Source organism: Fulvimonas sp. R45, assembly GCF_030504985.1.
In the GTDB taxonomy this organism is placed as follows: domain Bacteria; phylum Pseudomonadota; class Gammaproteobacteria; order Xanthomonadales; family Rhodanobacteraceae; genus Rhodanobacter_A.
This window is the reverse complement of record NZ_JASERU010000002.1, coordinates 152,494-172,127: the sequence shown is the minus strand read 5'-3', so window position 1 is coordinate 172,127 and position 19,634 is coordinate 152,494. Positions and strand designations below refer to the sequence as shown.

Here is a 19,634-nt window from a genome sequence, read left to right as displayed (position 1 = left end):
CTAGCATGCGGCTGTTTCCTTCCCGGGTACCGCGCATGCCCCAGCTCACCGTCGTCGTTCCCGCCTACAACGAAGCCGCCGTGCTGGAGGCATTCCACCAGCGCCTGGCCGCCGTGCTGGACACGCTGCCGCTGGACGCCGACGTGCTGTACGTGGACGACGGCAGCCGGGACGGCACCTGGGCGGTCATCGCCACGCTGGCCGGGCGCGACCCGCGCTGCGGCGGGCTGAAGCTGTCGCGCAACTTCGGCAAGGAGGCCGCGCTCACCGCGGGGCTGGACCACGCGGACGCCGACGCCGCGGTGGTGATCGACGCCGACCTGCAGGACCCGCCCGAGCTGATCCCCGAACTGGTGGCGCAATGGCAGGCCGGCCACGACGTGGTCTACGCCACGCGCAGCGCGCGCGCCGGCGAGAGCGGCCTGAAGCGCCTCACCGCGGCGGCGTTCTACCGCACGATGGAGCGGCTCTCCGATACCCCGGTGCCGCGCGACACCGGCGACTTCCGCCTGCTCTCGCGCCGCGCGCTGGACGCGTTGCGTCAGCTGCGCGAACGCCAGCGTTTCATGAAAGGCCTGTTCGCCTGGATCGGCTACCGCCAGACCGCCGTGCACTACCAGCGCACCCCACGCCAGGCCGGACGCAGCAAGTGGAACTACTGGCGACTCACCCAGCTCGCGATCGAGGGCATCACCTCGTTCTCCACCGCGCCGCTGAAGCTGGCCACCTGGACCGGCCTGGCCGCCGCGCTGCTGGCCTTCGTCTACGGGCTGTGGGTGCTGGGCAAGGCGATGCTGTACGGCGACCCGGTGCACGGCTATCCCTCGCTGATGGTAGTGATCCTGTTCCTCGGCGGCGTGCAGCTGCTGGCGCTGGGCGTGATCGGCGAATACCTGGGCCGCAGCTATGCCGAGAGCAAGCAGCGTCCGCTGTACTTCGTGGAGGAGCGGCGGCCGGCCGGCACGGCTTCACGCCCGTCCCACGCGGCCGCGCTAGACTGACGCCACGCGGCCGACCCGCGGCCGCCCGGGAGATCGGGACATGCGTCAGGTCAGGCATCTGCTGGAACGGAAAGGCAGCGACATCTTCGCCATCGCGCCCGAGGCGCCGGTGCTGGAGGCGATCAAGCTGATGGCCGAGCGCCGCGTGGGCGCGCTGCTGGTGATGCGAGGAACGAACCTGCTCGGCATCGTGTCCGAGCGCGACTACGCGCGCAAGGTGATCCTGCAGGGGCGCTCCTCGGCGCAGACCGCGGTGTCCGAGATCATGAGCAGCCCCGCGCTCACCGTCGGCCCCGACACCGACGTGTTCGACTGCATGCGCCTGTGCACCGACCGCCGCATCCGCCACCTGCCGGTGGTGGAAGGCGGGCGCGTGGCGGGCGTGATCTCCATCGGCGACCTGGTCAGGGAAGTGATCGAGGCACAGGCCGAGCAGATCGAGCAGCTGCAGCGCTACATCACCAGCTGAGACTCAGCCTACGCGCGACGCGGCCCGGCCGTCGGGTGTTTCCGGCTCCCCTTCCGGCAGCAGGTCCGGCGAGTGGCCGGCTCGCTGCGCCACCCATACCGACACGCTGGACGCGATAGCGCCGATCAGCGCCATGCCGGCTACGCCGACGCCGAGCTTGCCCAGCCCGCTCACGCCGCTGGTGACCAGCAGGTCGCCGAAGCGCCAGATCGCGGTCTCGATGAAGTTCTTGCCCTTGTAGCGCGCCTCGCGCGGCACCCGGGTATACAGCGCGTCCACCGCGGGCTTGGTCATGCCATAGGCGAAGCTGCGTGACATCACCATCATCACCGCCACCAGCGGCGTGACCGCCACGCCCAGCATCGACAACGTGGCGTGGCCCCCCCCCACCACCATCAACAGCAGCGCCACGTTCACCAGCGCCGGCAACACCAGCCCCCAGCCGGCGCCGCGGCGCACCAGCAGCCAGCGGGTCAGGGTGAGCTGCTGCAGCGCGCCGAGTATGTTCACCGCCAGGTCCATGTGGGCGTAGAACGCGGTGCGCGCCGCGCTGGAGGCCAGATGCGCCTTGGCGTAGTCGGCCACCAGCGCGTAGGCCAGCGTGCCGATGCCGTCGCCCAGCACCATCAGGATCGCCATCCAGCGCAGGAACGGTCGCGACCATAATTCGCGCACGCCAGCCCACAGCGAACCGCCGATGGCCGCTTCGCCGTGCGCGCTGCCGGCGCCGGCGCGCACCGACAACTGCAGCAGCAGCAGCAGCGCCGCGCCCAGCATCAGCGCCGACACCACCAGCAGCGGCGCCACGCCCAGCACGCCCACCAGCAGGCTGGTCACCGCCGGCCCGAATACCGCGCCGGCCATGCCGCCCAGCGCGATCAGCGGAAACGTGCGCCGTGCCTGGGCGCTGTCCACGATGTCGGCCATGAAGCTCCAGAACAGTGATACCACGAACAAATTGAATACGCTGACCCAGACGAAGAACACCACCCCGAGCAGGCGCGCGCCGATACGCGCCTGCTCCAGGAAGGCCGGCACGAAGGCGAGCAGGCAGGCGATGAAGAAACAATAGCTCCAGCCCAGCAGGCGGCGGCGCGGGAAGCGCGCCACCATCGCGCCGAACACCGGCGTCAGCAGCAGCATCGCCACGAAGGTGGCGGCATAGAACAGCGGCAACTGCGATGAACCTACCGCGCCGCTCAGCTGATCGCGCACCGGCCGCACGATGTAGTACGAGGTGAGCACGAAGAAGAACGCGAGCGCGGACAACACGGCGGTGGGGCGTTCGCTCGCGGCGGCTTGGGGGGAGGGACTCACCGTGCGGATCCAGCGTGGGCCGCGGCAAGACTAGCATGCGCGTCCTTCCGCAGCGCGAACGATCCGGCGACGCTGCTTGTCCCAGATCCTTGGATGAGCGCGCGCCGTTGAGAAGCACGGCACGCTGCACCACAATCGGGCGCTACCCATCCCACGCCACGCGCCCAGCGCCCCTGCCGCCTGACCTCACGACGCCTCATGCCGTTTCGCCCGTTGCCCTTGTTGATCGCCGGCCTGCTCGGCCTGGCTGGTATCGCCGCCGCGCAGCCCTCCACCGCGCCGGCCACCACCGTCGCCAGCGCCGATGCCCGCGAAGCCCTGCCGCCCGCCCGCCTGAAATCCGCGCTCGCCGACTACACCCGCTGGCTGGACACCCTGCAGCAGCGCAACGAGGTGGCTGGCCTGGCCACCGCAGTGGTGTACGACGGCAAGGTGGTCTACGAGCACACCACCGGCTACGCCGACGCCGCCACCGCGGCGAAGGTGACGCCGGATACCGTGTTCCGCCTCGCGTCGCTGTCCAAGGCCTTCGCCACCGCGCTGGCCGGCCTGCTGGTCGACGACGGCAGCTTCGGCTGGGACACCCGGCTGGTCGACGTGCTGCCGTTCTTCAAGCTGAAGGACGCGCAGGCCTCCGCCGAGGCCACCGTGCGCGACATCCTGGGCCAGCGCATCGGCCTGCCGCGCAATACCTACGACAACCTGCTCGAGGACAACGTCCCCTACGAGGAACTGGTGCGCAAGCTGGACGAGGTGGACCTGGCCTGCGACGTGGGCCAGTGCTACGGCTACCAGAACGTGGCCTTCAGCCTGATCGGCGACGTGATCTACGCCAAGACCGGCGACTTCTACTATCACCAGGTGGACAAGCGCCTGTTCTTCCCGCTCGGCATGCACTCGGCCAGCTACGGCCGCGCCGCGCTGGAGATGAACAAGGACTGGGCGCGCCCGCACCGCAAGCGCGGCTCCGGCTGGATGCCGTACGAGCCGCGCGAGGCGTACTACCGCGTGGCACCCGCCGCCGGCGTCAACGCCAGCCTGCGCGACATGGAGAAGTGGCTGATCGCGCAGATGGGCGGCCGTCCCGACGTGCTGCCGCCGGCGCTGCTGCAGACGCTGCACGCGCCGGGCGTGTCCACGCCGCCGGAACTGCACTCCACGCCGTGGCGCCGCGCACGCCTCACCAGCGCGCATTACGCGCTGGGCTGGCGGGTGTTCACCTATGCCGGGCAAACCCTGATCTTCCACGCCGGCGCGGTAGAGGGTTACCGCACCCTGATCGGTTTCTTCCCGAAATACCGCTTCGGCGTGGTGATGCTGCGCGACTCGCCCGGGCTGACGCCTTCGGAAGTGGTGCCGATGCTGTTCGACAGCGTGCTCGGCCTGCCGCACGAGGACTGGGCCGGGGTGGAACACGCGCCGCCCGCGAAAAGGGCGGCGCCGCGACGCAGAGTGCGCCACCGCCGGCGCTGAGCCGGCCAACGCGGAAGCGCACATGCAAAGGGCGGGGCAACGATGCCCCGCCCTTCGTGTTTCCGGCAACCGCCGCGTTCGTTACTGGCGCAGCTTGAACTGGATGCGGCGGCGCAGCTGGCTGGCCACCGGCTTGCCGTCGCGCATGGCCGGCTCGAACTTCCAGCGGTTCACTGCTTCCAGCGCGGAGCGGTCGAACACGTGCCGCGGCTGCGCCTCGGCCACCTTGGCGTCGCGCACGTCGCCTTCCACGTCCACCGTGAAGTCCACTTCCACCCAGCCCTCGATGCCGGCACGCTGGGCCGAGGTCGGATAGCGCGGGTTGACCTGCCGGGTCAGCACCGCGTCGCGGGTCGCGCCCGCGCTGGCGGGCGCCGCGCTCTCCGGCGCCGGCGCGGCGGTCGCCTGCTGTTGCGCCTGCTGCTGCGCCGCCAGTGCCTGCTGGCGCTTCGCGGCCTCGGCCGCCGCCTGCTGCTGCGCCAACTTCTCGGCAGCCGCCTTGTCGGCCGCCGCCTTCTGCGCCGCCAATTGCTGCTGGTGCTGCTGGTCGAGCTGTTTCTGCTGCTCCTGGTCCAGCGTCTTGCGCTGGGCGTCCAGCTTCGAGCGCAGGATGGTCAGTGTGAAGTTGGTCGGGTCGGCCTTCGACAGCAGGTCGATCTCGCGCTGCGCCTCGTCGAAGTTGCGCTGGTTGATCGTCTGCTCCGCGGCCGAGGCCGCGAACGGGAAAGTCTCGCGCAACGCGTCGCTGGCCACCTGGTTGCCCGGCTGCTTCTGCAGCACCTTCAGGTAGAACTCGAAGGCGTTGTTGCCCTCCGGCGCGAGGTAGCGCTGCTCCTTCATCGCCTTGCTGGCCTCGGCCAGCAGCTGGTTGACGCTCATCGCCTCCACGTTGACCGGCGGCGCCGCGGCATGGCCGACCGTGACCGGCGTGGACGGATGGCCGCCGGCGTCGGCGGCCACCAGTTCCTGGTGGGGCCTGAAGATCAGGAACCAGGACGCGGCGGCCAGCAGCACGATGACGGCGACGACGGCAAGAATGATGGGCCGGGCGGCCCCGCGCGCGCGACGGCGCGCACCAAGCATGTATCGGGTATCCATGGTCTCTTCGCTGAGTGGCATCAGATACCCGCGCTTCCCCCCTGTGGATCCAGGAGCGGCAAGCCCCCTGGCTTGCCGCAGCGCGGATGGCGGAAAGGTAGCGCTAATACGCCAGCACGGCAAATCGGGGCGGAGGTCACGGCACGACGGCGCATTTTGCTCTAGCCGGCGCCCCCGGATTTGTGCCTCCGGAAACGAAGCGTCCCGGCCTGGGCCGGGACGAAGGGCTTTCGAAACGTCTCCCCGCGCTGGGCACCGCAGGGAGCGAAGTTCGATCGAGCTTGTTGTGGTTACTTCTTCTTGGCGGCTTTCGGCTTGGCGGCGCGGGTGGCCTTCACCACGCGGGCCGGGGCAGCCTTCTTGGCCGGCGCCTTCTTGGCGGCGACCTTCTTCACGGCGACTTTCTTGACCGCGGCCTTCTTGGCGGCGGCGGGACGCTTGGCGGCCGCCTTCTTGGCGACCTTCTTCGTTGCCTTCTTGGCGGCCGGCTTGCGGGCCACCGGCTTCTTCGCGGAGGACTTCTTCGCCGCAACCTTCTTCACGGCGGCCTTCTTCACGGTGGTCTTCTTGGCAGCCTTCTTGGCGGCCGGTTTCTTGGCAGTGGTTTTCTTGGCAGTAGCCATGGTTCGTCTCAGCTCCTCATCAGTTGGCAGTGGTTGCCCAGTAAAAGCATGCAGGAACGCCTCCACGAGCAGATCGCTGTTGGTGGCGTGCCGAAGATTGTTGACCTGGCGGTAAGTGCGCAAATCGGAAAGAAGCCGCAGTACGTGCATCGGAATGGAGACCGTGATCTTGCGTACCGACCCGGCCTTCTCACCGTGCTCGACATAAGGCTCGACGAATTTTGCTGCCATGACGCCTTTGTTCCCCGTAATCTGAAGCGAAAACTATTCCTGAAGATTTCTTCTGTCAATTGATTTTAGCTACGAAATCAATCCTTTTCACCCACCCTCCGAGGGCCCGCGAAGCCGCGTCGCACAAGCCTGCCGGGGTCGTCCAGGCATTTTCCAGATGGACGTCCATACGTCCATTCGAAAATAGCCCTTGAAAACGCCGTCACGCCGGAAGCCGCGCCACACAAGGCTTTCCGCCACCCGGATGCGCGGGAGGCCCGTCTGCAATGGCCATGCGGAACATCGAGCAGCATCGCTCCCGCGCGCATGCGGCGCGCCGGGAAGCGGCGCCGCGCGGATGAACGGAACGCGACCGGAACGCCGCCTCGCCGAGCCCGGCGGGCGACCGCGGAAGCATCCGGGCCGGCCTGTGGCCCCCGCGTGCCCGTCACGAAAACGCCGCCGGCCGCTCCCGCGGACGGCGGCGTTCCAGTACGCCAGGGGTGTGCTCAGTGGTCCTCGTTCTCGACCAGCTCGGCATACGCGTCGGCGTCGAGCAGCTCGCCCAGCTCGCCGCGATCGCTCATGCGCACCACGAAGATCCAGCCTTCGCCGTAGGCATCCTCGTTGATCGTCTCGGGCTTGTCGGCGAGCGCCTCGTTCACCTCGACCACCTCGCCGGACACCGGCGAATAGATGTCCGAAGCGGCCTTCACCGATTCCAGCACCGCCGCGCCGTGGCCGGCCTGCACGCTGGCGCCGACTTCGGGCAGCTCCACGTAGACCAGGTCGCCGAGCTGGCCCTGCGCATGGTCGGAAATGCCCACGCGCACCAGGCCGCCGTCTTCGACGCGGGCCCACTCGTGGGACTTGAGGAATTTCAGATCGCCGGGAATCTCGCTCATGATCGGGTCCAGTGGTGATGTGGTCGGGGTGGGGCTCGCGGCGATTCTAGCCGCTTCGCGGAATGCGCAACACGTACGCGCTCAGATGCCCTCGCAAGGCTTGCCGTCGCGCACGAACGGGTACTTCACCACGCGCACCGGCACCTCGCGGCCGCGGATATCCACGCGCACCTCGCCCGGTTCGCCGGCGGGGATCCGCGCGAAGGCCACCGCCTTGTCGAGCGTGGGGGCGAAGCTGCCGGAGAGGATCTCGCCCTCGCCATTCGCGGTGAGCACCTTCTGGCCGTGGCGCAGCACGCCCTTCTCGTCCAGCACCAGGCCGACCATCACGCGCTTCACGCCCTCGGCCTTCTGCTTTTCCAGCGCGACGCGGCCGATGAAGTCGCGGCCCTCGTCCAGCGCGATAGTCCAGCCGAGGTTGGCCCCCCACGGCGAGACGGTCTCGTCCATGTCCTGGCCGTAGAGGTTCATGCCGGCTTCGAGCCGCAGCGTGTCGCGCGCGCCGAGGCCGGCCGGCTTCACGCCAGCGGCGGCCAGCGCTTCCCACAGCGCCACCGCATGCTCGTTCGGCACCACGATCTCGAAGCCGTCCTCGCCGGTGTAGCCGGTGCGCGCGATGAACAGGGGCATGCCGTGCGGGCCCTGCGCCGCCGCCGCCGCGAAGCGGCCGAGCTTCTCGATGCGCGGGCGATCTTCCGCGTGCAACAGGCCGATCACCCTGGCGCGGGCGTTCGGACCCTGCACCGCGATCATCGCGAAGTCGGGACGCTCGTTCACCTCGATGCCGAACGGCACGGCCTGCTTCGCGATCCAGGCCAGGTCCTTGGCGCGGGTGGCGGCGTTCACCACCAGGCGGAAGTGCGCCTCGTCGAAGAAGTACACGATGAGGTCGTCGATCACCCCGCCCTGCTCGTTCAGCATGCAGGTGTACAGCGCCTTGCCGGTGGTCTTGAGCTTGTCCACGTTGTTGGCCAGCAGGTGGCGCAGGAACTCCCGCGTGCGCGGTCCGTGCAGGTCCACCACGGTCATGTGCGAGACGTCGAACATGCCGGCGTCGCGGCGCACCGCGTGGTGCTCCTCGATCTGCGAGCCGTAGTTGATCGGCATGTCCCAGCCGCCGAAATCGACCATGCGCGCGCCGAGCGCGCGGTGGGTGGCGTTGAGTACGGTCTTCTCGGTCATCGCTCGGGCACCTGGGGGAAAGCGCGATTATCGCCCGCCGCCTCGGCGCAATCCAAGCACCGCCTGGGTTCAACGCACCAGGGTGAGGCGGAAGGTAAGGTTGATGCGCGGCCCGGCGACCGCGCGCGCCTTCGGCAGGTCGTGCCGGTACAGGCGCTGGGTATCGCCGCCCATGCGCAGCAGGCTGCCGTGCGGCAGCACCAGTTCCAGCGTGTCGCCGGGCCGCGCCGGTTCGCCGCGCGCGCGGCGGCGACGGAAGCGGAAGCGGCGTCGCGCCCCCAGGCTCAGCGAGGCGATCAGCGGCCGCTCGCCCAGTTCCGGCTCGTCGTCGCTGTGCCAGCCCATCGAATCGCCACCGTCGCGGTACAGGTTGGCCAGCACGCTGTTGAAGCGCGCGCCGCAGGCCTGCTCCACGCGCTCGCGCAGCGCGGCCAGCGACGACGGCCACGGCCGCGGCTCGAAGCGGCGGCCCGAGTAGGCGTAGGCGGCGCCGGGGTCGCCGATCCAGCAGCTCAGCCGCGGCGCGTCCAGCTCGCGCCCGAACAGGCGCAGGCGGTGCGTTTCCCACGGGATGTCGGCGTACAGGCGCGCCATCCAGGCGTCGGCCTCGCCGGCGTCCAGCCAGTCCGGCGCCAGCGCGACCTCGGCGCCGGGCAAGGCCACCGCTTGCCAGCCGGCTTCGCGCATGCGCGTCCTCAGCCGCCGACCAGGCCGCGCACGGCCGCGATCACCCGCTCCGCGTCGGCGTCGGACAGCGCCGGCGACAGCGGCAGGCTTACCGTCTGCCGGCCCAGGCGCATCGCGTGCGGCCAGCGCTCCGGCGTCCAGCCGAAGCGCTGGCGGTAATACGGGTGCTCGGGGATCGAGAGGTAATGCACGCCGGTGCCGATGCGCGCCGCGTTCATCGCGTCGAGGAAGGCATCGCGGGCGATGCCGCAACGGTCCTCGTCGATCATCACCGTATAGAGATGGTGGCCGTGGCGGGTGTCCGGCTCCGGCGGCTCGGGCAGGCCGAGCGGCAGATCAGCGAAGGCCTCGTCGTAGCGCTGCCACAGCCATCGGCGACGACGCCAGTTTTCCTCCACCCGCGCGAGCTGGTGCAGGCCGATCGCCGCCTGCAGGTCCATCATGTTGTACTTGAAGCCGCACTCGACCACCTGGTAGTGCCGGTAGCCGGCGTCGCCGAAGCGGTGCCAGGCATCCTTGCTCATGCCGTGCAGCGCCAGCACCTTCGCCCGCGCCACGTGCGCCTCGCTGCGGCCCACGATCATGCCGCCCTCGCCGGTGGTGACGTTCTTGGTGACGTAGAAGCTGTAGCAGCCGAAGTCGCCGAAGGTGCCGGCCGGGCGGCCGCGGAACTCGGTCTCCACCGCGTGGGCGCAGTCCTCGATCACCGCCAGGCCGTGCTTCCCGGCGATCGCCATGATGCGGTCCATCGCGCACGGCCGCCCGGCGAAGTGCACCGGCAGGATCGCCCGGGTGCGCGGGGTGATTGCCGCCTCGATCGCGTCGGGGTCGATGTTCTGGGTATGCGGGTCGACGTCCGCCAGCACCGGCGTCAGGCCGGCGTGCAGGATCGCGTTGACGGTGGCGCAGAAGGTCAGCGGCGTGGTGACCACCTCGCCGCCCGGCTCGATGCCGGCCGCGACCATGCTCACGTGCAGCGCGGCGGTGCACGAGTTGACCGCCGCCACCTGCGCCGGCTGCACCCGCCGCCATGCGGCGAAATCGCGCTCGAATTGCGCCACCCGCGGCCCCGTGCCCAGCCAGCCCGAACGCAGGCAGGCCACCACCTCGTCGATCTCCGCCTCGTCGACCTGCGGCGCGCCGAAGACCAGGAAGGGCGGCTGGGTGGATTCGGCTGGCATGCGCCCGGCCCTGTCGGTGGAAAGCGCCCGTTCTATTACGAAAGCGCGGCGGCGTCCATGCGCCTAGGGCTGGACGACAGGGGTGTGCACCGGCCCGAACCCGTTCACGCTGAGCGTAGCTTGCATAGCAAGCGGAGTCGAAGGCCGCCACCTGGCCAGGCGTTTCGACTCCGGCCCTGCGGGCCTACGCTCAACGCGAACGGATGTTCCTGCACCCGTTCCGTCTACCCTTCCGTCTACCCGCCGTGAGCATGCGGAAACCCGCGGCGCCTCAAGACTGGGGGGCGTCACCCAGCAGGTAGGCCGACAACTGCTCGACCATCTGTTCCACCCGCAAGCCCGAGGTCCGCAAATGCACTTCCGGCGATTCGGGCACCTCGTACGGCGAGTCGATACCGGTGAAGTTGCTGATCTCGCCGGCGCGCGCCTTGCGGTACAGGCCCTTGGGGTCGCGCCGTTCGCATTCCTCCAGCGGCGTGTCGACGAACACCTCGACGAACTCGCCGTCGTCGAACAGCTCGCGGGCGAAGCGGCGTTCGCCGCGGAACGGCGAGATCACGCACACCAGCACGATCAGCCCGGCGTCGGCCATCAGGTGCGCCACCTCGGCCACGCGGCGCACGTTCTCCACCCGCGCCTCGGCGGTGAAGCCCAGGTCGCGGTTGAGGCCATGGCGCAGGTTGTCGCCGTCGAGCAGGTAGGTGTGGTAGCCCTGCGCGTGCAGGCGGCGCTCCAGCAGGTTGGCGACGGTGGACTTGCCCGCGCCGGACAGCCCGGTGAACCACAGGCAGCGCGGCCGCTGGCCCTTGCTGAGGCCGCGCGCGCGCTTGTCGACGTCGGTGTGCTGCCAGTGCACGTTGGACGCGCGGTGCAGCGCGAAGTCCAGCATGCCGCAGGCCACGGTGGCGTGGGTCTGGCGGTCGATCAGGATGAAGCCGCCCAGCACGCGGTCGACCGCATAGGGCTCGAAGGCGATGGCGTGGTCCAGGTCCACGTTGCAGTAGCCGACCTCGTTCAGTTCCAGCCGGTGCGCGGCCAGCCGCGCCTGGGTGTTCACGTCGACCTTGTGCTTGATCGAGGTGATGCGCGCGTTCACCGTGCGCGTGCCGATCTTCAGCCAGTAGCTGCGGTTGGGCAGCAGCGCTTCGTCGCCCATCCACAGCACGTGCGCGGCGAACTGGTCGGCTTCCGGCGCGGGGTGCGCCGCGGCGGCGATGACATCGCCGCGGCTGGCGTCGAGTTCACGGTCCAGGGTCAATGTCACCGCCTGGCCAGCGACGGCCTCGGCCAGGTCGCCGCCGGCCGTCACGACGCGCTCGATGCGCGCACGCCGTCCTCCAGGCTGCACCACCACCTCGTCGCCGGGTGCCACGCGGCCGCCGCAGACGGTGCCAGCATAGCCGCGGAACGACTGGTCGGGCCGGCTCACCCATTGCACCGGCAGGCGGAACTCGGCGGCCGGCACAGCGGCGGCTTCGGCCGACTCCAGCGCCTCGAGCAGGCTGGGCCCGGCATGCCACGGCATGCGCGCGGAGCGCTGCCCCACGTTGTCGCCCAGCAGCGCCGACACCGGCAGGCCGACGACCGCGTCGATGCCGAAGCCGGACGCCAGGGCGCGGTAGTCGGCGAGGATCGCGCGGTAGGTGTCCTCGTCGTAGCCGACCAGGTCCATCTTGTTCACCGCCAGCACCACCTGGCGGATGCCGAGCAGCGCGCAGATGTAGGTGTGCCGGCGCGTCTGCGTCAGCACGCCCTTGCGCGCGTCGACCAGCACCACCGCCAGTTCGGCGGTGGAAGCACCGGTGGCCATGTTGCGGGTGTACTGCTCGTGGCCGGGGCAGTCGGCGACGATGAAGCTGCGCCGCGCGGTGTGGAAGTAGCGGTAGGCCACGTCGATGGTGATGCCCTGCTGGCGCTCGGCGTCGAGGCCGTCGGTGAGCAGGGAGAAATCGAGCACGCCGCTGTCGCCGTGGTGGCGACGGCTGTCGCGCTCCAGCGCTTCGCGCTGGTCGTCCGGCAGCATGCCGGCGTCGTACAGCAGGCGCCCCAGCAGGGTGCTCTTGCCGTCGTCCACGCTGCCGCAGGTGATGAAGCGCAGCAGGCCGCGTCCGGCCTCGGCGGTGCGGGGTTCGATCCGGGCGGCCATCAGAAATAGCCCTCCTGCTTCTTGCGCTCCATCGAGGCCGAGGGGTCGTGGTCGATCACCCGGCCCTGCCGCTCGGAGCTGCGCGAGTCCGCCATCTCGGCGATGACCTTGTCCAGCGTGTCGGCGTCGGACTCCACCGCGCCGGTGAGCGGATAGCAGCCCAGCGTGCGGAAGCGCACCGTGCGCGTCTCGACCTGCTCGCCTTCACGCAAAACGAAGCGCTCGTCGTCCACCATGATCAGCGCACCGTCGCGCGCCACCACCGGGCGCGGCTTGGCGAAATACAGCGGAACCACCGGGATCGACTCCCGTCGGATGTACTGCCAGACGTCCATCTCGGTCCAGTTCGACAGCGGGAACGCGCGCACGCTCTCGCCCTGGTGGATGTGCGTGTTGTACAGCTGCCACAGCTCGGGCCGCTGCTGCTTCGGGTCCCAGCGGTGCTGCGCGTTGCGGAAGGAGAACACGCGCTCCTTGGCGCGCGACTTCTCCTCGTCGCGGCGGGCACCGCCGATGGCCGCATCGAACTTGTACTTGTCCAGCGCCTGCTTCAGCGCCTGGGTCTTCATCACGTCGGTGTGCACGGTGGCGCCATGGGTGAGCGGCGAGATGCCCTGGCGCACGCCGTCCTGGTTGATGTGCACCAGCACCTCGACATCGCCTTCCGCGGCCACCCGGTCGCGGAAGGCGATCATCTCGCGGAACTTCCAGGTGGTGTCCACGTGCAGCAGCGGCAGCGGCGGCTTCGCCGGGTAGAACGCCTTGCGCAGCAGGTGCAGCAGCACGGAGGAATCCTTGCCGATTGAATACAGCATCACCGGCCGCTGGAAGCTGGCCGCCACCTCGCGGAAGATGTGGATGCTCTCGGCCTCGAGCTGGTCGAGGTGGCTGCGCTGGAGGCTGGCGGGCTGGCTCATGGTGCGGGAATCCGGAAGTGGTGCGCGACCACGCTGACGCCAGGCCGTCCAGCCATGCTAGCGAGGTGTCGCAGCATCCAGAAACGACCAGCGGCCATCGGCAGATGACACGCTGGCATATCGCGTCCGACCGTGCCCGGCGCCGCCTCAGGCCAGCGCCGGGTAGGCCGGCTCCGCATCCAGCGTGGCGGCGCACACGGCGGCCAGCTCCAGCAGGCGCAGGTCCGAGCCGCGCGCGCCCACGAACTGCAATCCGACCGGCAGGCCGTCGGGCAGGCGCCCCATCGGGATGCTCACCGCGGGACAGCCGGCGAGGCTGGCGAAGCTGGTCAGGTCGGCCTGCGAGTCAGGCACCGGGCCGCCCAGCGGGAAGGCGCCCTGCGGCGTGGTGGGCAGCACCAGCACGTCGACCTGGGCGAACAGGCGGCGCATCTTCAGGGTGGCGGCATCCAGCACGCGGTCGGCCATCGCGTAGTCGGCGGCGCTCTTGCGCGCGGCGTAGTCGAGCATGCCGCGGAAGCGGCCGGACACCGGGTGCGCCGTGTCGGCCAGGTCGTCGGCGAAGGTGCCGAGCATTTCCGCCTCCATCAGCAGCAGGCCGGCGCGACGGGTACGCGCGAACGGCCAGTCGTCGAAATCCACGGTGCGGCGTTCGCCCAGCTCGCGCGGCAGCCGGGCCAGCGCGTCCTCGAACAGCGCGGCCACCCCGGGCTGCACGCCCACCGCGGCCAGGTCGGGCAGCAGGCCGCAGCGCAGCTTGCCCGGCTCCCAGTCCGGCGGCGCCAGCGCCACGCGACGGCGGCGCGAGCGCGCGTCGTCGGCGTCGTAGCCGGCCAGCACCTGCAGCAGCACGGTGAGGTCGGCTACGCTGCGCGCCAGCAGGCCCACCGCGTCGAGCCGCCGCGCCGCCGGCACCATGCCGCGGGCGGAAATCTCCCCGTGCGTGGGTTTCAGCGCGAACAGGCCGCAATAGCTGGCCGGGATGCGGATCGAGCCCAGGCTGTCCGACCCCACCGCCGCCGCGGCCAGGCCCGCCGCCACGGCCGCCGCGGCGCCGCCCGACGAGCCGCCGGCGCTGTAGCCGTGCTTCCACGGGTTGTGGGTGGGGCCGTAGTGCGGGTTGTCGGTGGCCGCGCCCAGCGCGCCCTCGTCCATGTTGGTCTTGCCCACCAGCACCGCGCCGGCGGCGCGCAGGCGCGCCACCACGTGCGCGTCGTGCTCGGCCGGCTGCTCGCGGCCGGGCAGGCCGGCGCGGGTGGGCCAACCGGCGATGTCGAAATTGTCCTTCAGCGCGATGGGGATGCCGTCGAGCCGGCCGATCACGCCGTCGCGGCGGCGGTGCCCCGCGGTGCGCGCCTGCTCCTGCAGCAGGCCCGGGCTCAGCCCCACGTAGGCGTTCAGCTGCGGATTGATGCGCTCGATCGCCTCCTGGTAGACGTCGGCCAGTACGCGCGGCTGTACCCGGTCGGAGGCCAGCCAGTGCAGCAGCTGGCAGACGGTGGCGCGACGCAGGTCGAGGTCGGCGATCGGCGGCAAGGCATTCATGCGGGCTCCCGTGGCGTGCGCCGATTATCGCCACGGCGCGTCGCGCGATTGCAAGCGGTGTCGCAGCACGCGTTGCCGCGCGGGGCGCGAACCCGGACAATGGGCGGTCTGATCGACCGCCGTGCCGGCCTCGTGCCGGCCCACCGCACCGGGAGTCCGCGATGAGCGAACGCGAAACCATGGAATACGACGTCGTCGTGGTCGGCGCCGGCCCGGCCGGGCTGTCGTTCGCGATCCGCCTGAAGCAGCTGCAGCCCGAGACCACGGTGTGCGTGATCGAGAAGGCCTCCACCATCGGGGCGCAGATCCTCTCCGGCGCGGTGATCGAACCCGGCCCGCTGGACGCGCTGCTGCCCGGCTGGCGCGACCACCCGCCGCCGGTCTGCGTGCCGGCCGGCGAGGACGAGTTCTGGCTGCTGTCGAAGACCGGTGGCCGCCGGCTGCCGGTGCCGCCGGGCATGCGCAACCACGGCAACTTCATCGTCTCGCTGGGCGCGCTGTGCGCCTGGCTGGCGCCGCAGGCCGAGGCGCTGGGCGTGGACGTGTTCCCGGGCTTCGCCGCCGCCGACGTCGTCTACGGCGAGGACGGATCGGTCGCCGGCGTGCGCATCGGCGACATGGGCGTGGCGAAGGACGGCACGCACAAGCCGGGCTACACCCAGGGCATCGACATCAAGGCCAAGGTCACCGTGCTGGCCGAAGGCGCGCGCGGCAGCCTCACCAAGCAGCTGATCAAGCGCTTCGACCTGGCGAAGAACGCCGACCCGCAGGGCTACTCCATCGGCATCAAGGAGCTGTGGCAGGTGCCCGCCGGCCGCGTCGTGCCCGGCAGGATCGTGCACAGCTTCGGCTGGCCCGCCGACAGCCATACCTACGGCGGCAGCTTCCTCTACCACCTGGACAAGGACCGCATCGCGCTCGGCTACGTCAGCGGCCTCGACTACAGCGACCCGAACTACCAGCCGTGGGAGGCCTTCCAGCAGTGGAAGAACCACCCGCACGTGAAGCCATTGCTGGAAGGCGGCAACATCCTCTCCGCCGGCGCGCGCGCCATCGTCACCGGCGGCTGGCAGTCGCTGCCGAAGTGCGAGATGCCCGGCGCGATCCTGATCGGCGACACCGCCGGCCTGCTCAACGTGCCCAAGGTCAAGGGCACGCACCAGGCGATCCGCAGCGGCATGCTCGCCGCCGAGCACCTCGCCGCCGCCGGCCTGGATCCCGCCGGTTTCGACGCCAAGCTGCGCGGCTCCGAGGCGATGGCCGAACTGAAGAAGGTGCGCAACATCAAGCCCGCCTTCAAGAAGGGCCTGTGGTTCGGCCTGCTCAACGCCGCCTGGGAAACCGTCACCGGCGGCCGCTCGCCGTGGACGCTGAAGAACAAGCCCGACTGGTCCAGCCTGCACAAGCTGGGCGAATGCGAGGAACCGAAGCGCGACTACGCGCCGCGCGAACTGCCGCCGCGCGACCGCCTCGCCGGCGTCTACTTCGCCGCCACCGAGCACGACGAGGACCAGCCCATCCACCTGCACGTGGCCGACACCAGCATCTGCGTCGACCGCTGCACGAAGGAATACGGCAATCCCTGCACCCGCTTCTGCCCCGCCAACGTGTACGAGATGGTCGAGGACGAGGGCGGCAGGCGCCTGCAGATCAACGCCGCCAACTGCGTGCACTGCAAGACCTGCGACATCAAGGACCCGTACGAGATCATCACCTGGGTCACGCCGGAAGGCGGCTCGGGGCCGAACTACCAGAACCTGTGAAGCACGGTCCGTTCCCCGCGGTGGAGGCATGGCCCGCCGCGGCGTCCACTGAAGTCGAAGCACGTTCCCCGTGACGATGCGCTGGCACCTGAAACGCCTGCACTTCCTGCTGCAGCGGCTGTCCGGCAGCGTGGCCCAGCGCGGCCTGCGCGGCACGGTTTCGCGGGTCGCGCAGGAGCTCCGGCCCCGCCCTCCCGTCGACGCCACATGGCGTCTGGAACCGCTGGACGCCCCCTTCGTGCCCTTCGCCCTGCCCGGTGCCGGGCAACCGCGCGTCTCGGTGATCATCCCCGTCCACGGCAAGCTGCCCTACACCCTGGCCTGCCTCCGCTCGATCGCGCGCCATGGCGCGCAGGCGCCGTTCGAGGTGATCGTGGTGGACGACGCCTCGCCGGACGACAGCGCCACCGCGTTGGCGCGGATCGACGGCCTGCGCCTGCTGCGCAACGAACGCAATCTCGGCTTTGTCGGCAGCTGCAACGCGGGAGCCGCGGCGGCCCGCGGCGACTTCCTGCTGTTCCTCAACAACGACACCCAGGTGATGCCGGGCTGGCTGGACCGCCTGCTCGACTGCTTCGCCGAGGAGCCCGGCTGCGGCCTGGCGGGCAGCCGGCTGGCCTACCCCGACGGCCGCCTGCAGGAAGCCGGCGGCATCGTCTACGCCGACGGCGGGGCCTGGAACTACGGCCGCTTCGAGGACCGCGACGACCCGCTGTTCCTCTACCGGCGCGACGCGGACTACGTCTCCGGCGCCTCGATGATGATCGAGGCGGCATTGTTCCGGCAGGTCGGCGGCTTCGACACGCGCTACGCGCCCGCCTACTGCGAGGACATGGACCTCGCCTTCGCCGTGCGCGCCGCCGGCCGCCGTGTGATCTACCAGCCCGCCAGCCTGGTGGTGCATTGCGAAGGTGTCAGCTCCGGGCTGGACCCGTTCGCCGGCGTCAAGCAGTACCAGGCCATCAACCGGGCCAAGTTCGTCGAAAAGTGGCACGCGGCCCTGCAGCGGCAACCCGCGCCGCGCACGCCGGTGGCCCAGGCCGTCCACCATGACGGTCGCCGCCACATCCTGATCGTCGACGCACTGACGCCGGACCCGGCGCGCGACTCCGGTTCGCTGCGCCTGGTCAACATCATGCGGCTGCTGCGTGAACTGGGCTGGCGCGTCACCTTCATGGCCGACAACCGGCGCGCCGACGCGCACGGGATCGCCCTGCTCGGCGCGCTCGGCGTGCGGGTGCTGTGCAAACCCTGGTCGCCCCCGCTGGCGGCCTGGCTGAAGCGCGAAGGCGCCTTGCTCGATGCGGTGATGCTGTGCCGCCACTACGTGGCCCACCCGCACCTGGAGCTGGTGCGGCGGCTGGCGCCGCGGGCCAGGGTGCTGTTCGACACGGTGGACCTGCACTTCCTGCGCGAGCGACGCGCTGCCGAGCACGCCGGCAACGCCGCCCTGCTGCGCCAGGCCGAGGCGTCGAAGCGACGCGAGCTCGCGCTGATACGCGCCTGCGACGTCAGCTTCGTGGTCAGTCCGGCCGAATGCTCGCTGCTCGCCGCGGACGTCCCCGATGCCCGCATCGAGCTGCTCTCGAACGTGCACGAGGTCTTCGGCCGGCGCGCGGGCTTCGCCCCGCGTTCGGGCCTGATCTTCGTCGGCGGCTTCGGCCATCCGCCCAACGTCGACGCCGTGCGCTGGCTGGTGGAGGAGATCTACCCGCTGATCCGGGCGCGGCGCCCGGACATCCCGCTGCACCTGGTCGGCGACATTCCCGACGCGCAACGTGCCGCCCTCGCCGGACCCGGCGTGCATGTCCACGGCCGGGTACCCGGACTCGAGCCGTGGATGGACGGCTGCCGCATCGCGCTCGCACCGCTGCGCTTCGGCGCCGGCGTGAAGGGCAAGGTCAACATGGCGATGAGCTACGGCCTGCCCGTGGTGGCCACCACGCTGGCCGCGGAAGGCATGCAGCTGGAAGACGGGCACGACGTGCTGCTCGCCGACGACGCCCGTCGCTTCGCGGATGCCGTGCTCGGGCTCTACGACGACGAGGCGCTCTGGCTGCGGCTTTCCGATGCCGGGCTGGACAACGTGCGGCGGCACTTTTCCTTCGAGGCCGCACGGGCGGCCCTGCTCCGGGCTTTGCCACCCGCACCGGACGCAGGCCCCGGCTGATAAGCACCACCAGGTCGCGGGGGCGGCAGGCGTCACCCCATACGCAACCGCATGGAGCGGCGTCTCGGGTTAGAATCGCGGTTCTACTGCGCCTCCGGCGCCCGGCAACTCGAAGGAACCGCTGATGAAGATTCTGGTCGGCTACAAGCGCGTCGTGGACTACAACGTGCGCATCCAGGTCAAGCCCGACGGCACCGGCGTGGTGACCGACGGCGTGAAGCTCTCCGCCAACCCGTTCGACGACATCGCGCTGGAAGAGGCCCTGCGCCTGCGCGAGAAAGGTCTCGCCGAGGAAGTGGTGGTGGTGGGCATCGGCCCCGCCGACCTCACCGCGCACCTGCGCAACGGCCTGGCGATGGGCGCCAACCGTGCCATCCACGTCAGCACGGCCGACGCGGTGCAGCCGCTCACCGCGGCCCGCGTGCTGCAGAAGCTGGTGGAGAAGGAACAGCCCGGCCTGGTGATCCTGGGCAAGCAGGCGATCGACGACGACGCCAACCAGACCGGCCAGATGCTGGCCGCGCTGTGGGACCGCCCGCAGGCCACCTTCGCCAGCAAGGTCGAGATCGCCGACGGCAAGGCCACGGTGACGCGCGAGGTGGACGCCGGCCTGGAAACCATCGAGGTGGAGCTGCCCGCGGTCGTCACCACCGACCTGCGCCTCAACGAGCCGCGCTTCATCAAGCTGCCGGACATCATGAAGGCCAAGTCCAAGCCGATCGACGTGGTCGAGCTCGCCTCGCTGGGCGTCGACAGCGGCGACCACCTCAAGACCACGCATTACGCCGCGCCGCCCAAGCGCAGCAAGGGCGTGATGGTGAAGGACGCAGCCGAGCTGGTCGCCGCCCTCAGGCAGAAGGGCCTGTTGTAACCCACATTTCCCGCAGCAGCGGCTCCAACCGCGGCCAACGCCAAGAGCATCGCGACTGGAGCCGCCCCTGCAAGCG

The 19,634-nt window shown here is 70.3% G+C and carries 16 protein-coding genes; 6 read left to right on the top strand and 10 right to left on the bottom strand.

Features of this window, described 5'->3' with window-relative positions:
- The first annotated feature begins 35 nt into the window (after positions 1 to 35).
- A complete protein-coding gene (locus QMK61_RS02345; RefSeq protein WP_302070154.1) occupies positions 36 to 1,001 on the top strand; it encodes a glycosyltransferase family 2 protein in 966 nt (321 codons plus the stop codon).
- Positions 1,002 to 1,041: 40 nt separating this feature from the next.
- A complete protein-coding gene (locus QMK61_RS02340) occupies positions 1,042 to 1,470 on the top strand; it encodes a CBS domain-containing protein (RefSeq protein WP_302070153.1) in 429 nt (142 codons plus the stop codon).
- A gap of 3 nt (positions 1,471 to 1,473) precedes the next feature.
- Here the strand turns inward: QMK61_RS02340 and QMK61_RS02335 are convergent, their stop codons facing one another.
- Complete coding sequence (locus QMK61_RS02335) at positions 1,474 to 2,787, bottom strand: MFS transporter (protein WP_302070152.1); 1,314 nt, start codon at positions 2,785 to 2,787, stop codon at positions 1,474 to 1,476.
- A gap of 198 nt (positions 2,788 to 2,985) precedes the next feature.
- On the opposite strand from QMK61_RS02335, the gene QMK61_RS02330 reads away from it, so the two are divergent.
- Entirely contained in the window at positions 2,986 to 4,260 is a 1,275-nt protein-coding gene (locus tag QMK61_RS02330) for a serine hydrolase domain-containing protein (protein ID WP_302070151.1), read from the top strand.
- Between the two features lie 81 nt (positions 4,261 to 4,341).
- Here the strand turns inward: QMK61_RS02330 and QMK61_RS02325 are convergent, their stop codons facing one another.
- The 9 genes from QMK61_RS02325 to QMK61_RS02285 form a co-directional block, all read right to left on the bottom strand.
- Positions 4,342 to 5,358, bottom strand: a complete 1,017-nt coding sequence (locus QMK61_RS02325; protein ID WP_302070150.1) for an energy transducer TonB — start codon at positions 5,356 to 5,358, stop codon at positions 4,342 to 4,344.
- Between the two features lie 290 nt (positions 5,359 to 5,648).
- Positions 5,649 to 6,212 carry a met regulon transcriptional regulator MetJ gene (metJ, locus tag QMK61_RS17615; RefSeq protein WP_345783610.1) on the bottom strand — a complete coding sequence of 188 codons (564 nt, stop codon included), beginning with the start codon at positions 6,210 to 6,212 and terminating at the stop codon, positions 5,649 to 5,651.
- 488 nt (positions 6,213 to 6,700) lie between these two features.
- Positions 6,701 to 7,096 (bottom strand): glycine cleavage system protein GcvH, encoded by a 396-nt coding sequence (gene gcvH / locus QMK61_RS02315; protein WP_302070149.1) that lies wholly within the window; start codon positions 7,094 to 7,096, stop codon positions 6,701 to 6,703.
- Positions 7,097 to 7,177: 81 nt separating this feature from the next.
- On the bottom strand, positions 7,178 to 8,278 hold the full coding sequence (gene gcvT, locus QMK61_RS02310) for a glycine cleavage system aminomethyltransferase GcvT (RefSeq protein ID WP_302070147.1): 1,101 nt from the start codon (positions 8,276 to 8,278) through the stop codon (positions 7,178 to 7,180).
- A gap of 69 nt (positions 8,279 to 8,347) precedes the next feature.
- A complete protein-coding gene (locus QMK61_RS02305) occupies positions 8,348 to 8,965 on the bottom strand; it encodes an alpha-ketoglutarate-dependent dioxygenase AlkB (RefSeq protein ID WP_302070146.1) in 618 nt (205 codons plus the stop codon).
- 8 nt (positions 8,966 to 8,973) lie between these two features.
- Positions 8,974 to 10,146 carry a DegT/DnrJ/EryC1/StrS family aminotransferase gene (locus tag QMK61_RS02300; protein ID WP_302070145.1) on the bottom strand — a complete coding sequence of 391 codons (1,173 nt, stop codon included), beginning with the start codon at positions 10,144 to 10,146 and terminating at the stop codon, positions 8,974 to 8,976.
- A 271-nt stretch (positions 10,147 to 10,417) separates the two neighbouring features.
- Positions 10,418 to 12,292, bottom strand: a complete 1,875-nt coding sequence (cysC, locus tag QMK61_RS02295; protein WP_302070144.1) for an adenylyl-sulfate kinase — start codon at positions 12,290 to 12,292, stop codon at positions 10,418 to 10,420.
- Positions 12,292 to 13,209 (bottom strand): sulfate adenylyltransferase subunit CysD, encoded by a 918-nt coding sequence (gene cysD, locus QMK61_RS02290; RefSeq protein WP_302070143.1) that lies wholly within the window; start codon positions 13,207 to 13,209, stop codon positions 12,292 to 12,294. Before cysD ends, cysC begins: the two co-directional genes overlap by 1 nt.
- Positions 13,210 to 13,356: 147 nt before the next feature.
- On the bottom strand, positions 13,357 to 14,754 hold the full coding sequence (locus QMK61_RS02285) for an amidase (RefSeq protein ID WP_302070142.1): 1,398 nt from the start codon (positions 14,752 to 14,754) through the stop codon (positions 13,357 to 13,359).
- 161 nt (positions 14,755 to 14,915) lie between these two features.
- Between QMK61_RS02285 and QMK61_RS02280 the strand changes: the two genes are divergently transcribed.
- From QMK61_RS02280 to QMK61_RS02270, 3 genes are all read left to right on the top strand, one after another.
- Positions 14,916 to 16,517, top strand: a complete 1,602-nt coding sequence (locus QMK61_RS02280) for an electron transfer flavoprotein-ubiquinone oxidoreductase (RefSeq protein WP_302070141.1) — start codon at positions 14,916 to 14,918, stop codon at positions 16,515 to 16,517.
- 76 nt (positions 16,518 to 16,593) lie between these two features.
- On the top strand, positions 16,594 to 18,687 hold the full coding sequence (locus tag QMK61_RS02275; protein WP_302070320.1) for a glycosyltransferase: 2,094 nt from the start codon (positions 16,594 to 16,596) through the stop codon (positions 18,685 to 18,687).
- Positions 18,688 to 18,811: 124 nt separating this feature from the next.
- Positions 18,812 to 19,558 (top strand): electron transfer flavoprotein subunit beta/FixA family protein, encoded by a 747-nt coding sequence (locus tag QMK61_RS02270; RefSeq protein ID WP_302070139.1) that lies wholly within the window; start codon positions 18,812 to 18,814, stop codon positions 19,556 to 19,558.
- Positions 19,559 to 19,634: the final 76 nt, after the last annotated feature.

What these genes read in the sequence shown, in the direction of transcription:
- gcvH (WP_302070149.1), bottom strand. Translation starts at nt 7,096, where the DNA reads ATGAGCGAGATTCCCGGCGATCTGAAATTCCTCAAGTCCCACGAGTGG.
- QMK61_RS02275 (WP_302070320.1), top strand. Translation starts at nt 16,594, where the DNA reads ATGCGCTGGCACCTGAAACGCCTGCACTTCCTGCTGCAGCGGCTGTCC.
- QMK61_RS02270 (WP_302070139.1), top strand. Translation starts at nt 18,812, where the DNA reads ATGAAGATTCTGGTCGGCTACAAGCGCGTCGTGGACTACAACGTGCGC.
- gcvT (WP_302070147.1), bottom strand. Translation starts at nt 8,278, where the DNA reads ATGACCGAGAAGACCGTACTCAACGCCACCCACCGCGCGCTCGGCGCG.
- QMK61_RS02285 (WP_302070142.1), bottom strand. Translation starts at nt 14,754, where the DNA reads ATGAATGCCTTGCCGCCGATCGCCGACCTCGACCTGCGTCGCGCCACC.
- metJ (WP_345783610.1), bottom strand. Translation starts at nt 6,212, where the DNA reads ATGGCAGCAAAATTCGTCGAGCCTTATGTCGAGCACGGTGAGAAGGCC.
- QMK61_RS02330 (WP_302070151.1), top strand. Translation starts at nt 2,986, where the DNA reads ATGCCGTTTCGCCCGTTGCCCTTGTTGATCGCCGGCCTGCTCGGCCTG.
- QMK61_RS02325 (WP_302070150.1), bottom strand. Translation starts at nt 5,358, where the DNA reads ATGGATACCCGATACATGCTTGGTGCGCGCCGTCGCGCGCGCGGGGCC.
- QMK61_RS02340 (WP_302070153.1), top strand. Translation starts at nt 1,042, where the DNA reads ATGCGTCAGGTCAGGCATCTGCTGGAACGGAAAGGCAGCGACATCTTC.
- QMK61_RS02305 (WP_302070146.1), bottom strand. Translation starts at nt 8,965, where the DNA reads ATGCGCGAAGCCGGCTGGCAAGCGGTGGCCTTGCCCGGCGCCGAGGTC.
- QMK61_RS02345 (WP_302070154.1), top strand. Translation starts at nt 36, where the DNA reads ATGCCCCAGCTCACCGTCGTCGTTCCCGCCTACAACGAAGCCGCCGTG.
- cysD (WP_302070143.1), bottom strand. Translation starts at nt 13,209, where the DNA reads ATGAGCCAGCCCGCCAGCCTCCAGCGCAGCCACCTCGACCAGCTCGAG.
- QMK61_RS02280 (WP_302070141.1), top strand. Translation starts at nt 14,916, where the DNA reads ATGAGCGAACGCGAAACCATGGAATACGACGTCGTCGTGGTCGGCGCC.
- QMK61_RS02300 (WP_302070145.1), bottom strand. Translation starts at nt 10,146, where the DNA reads ATGCCAGCCGAATCCACCCAGCCGCCCTTCCTGGTCTTCGGCGCGCCG.
- cysC (WP_302070144.1), bottom strand. Translation starts at nt 12,292, where the DNA reads ATGGCCGCCCGGATCGAACCCCGCACCGCCGAGGCCGGACGCGGCCTG.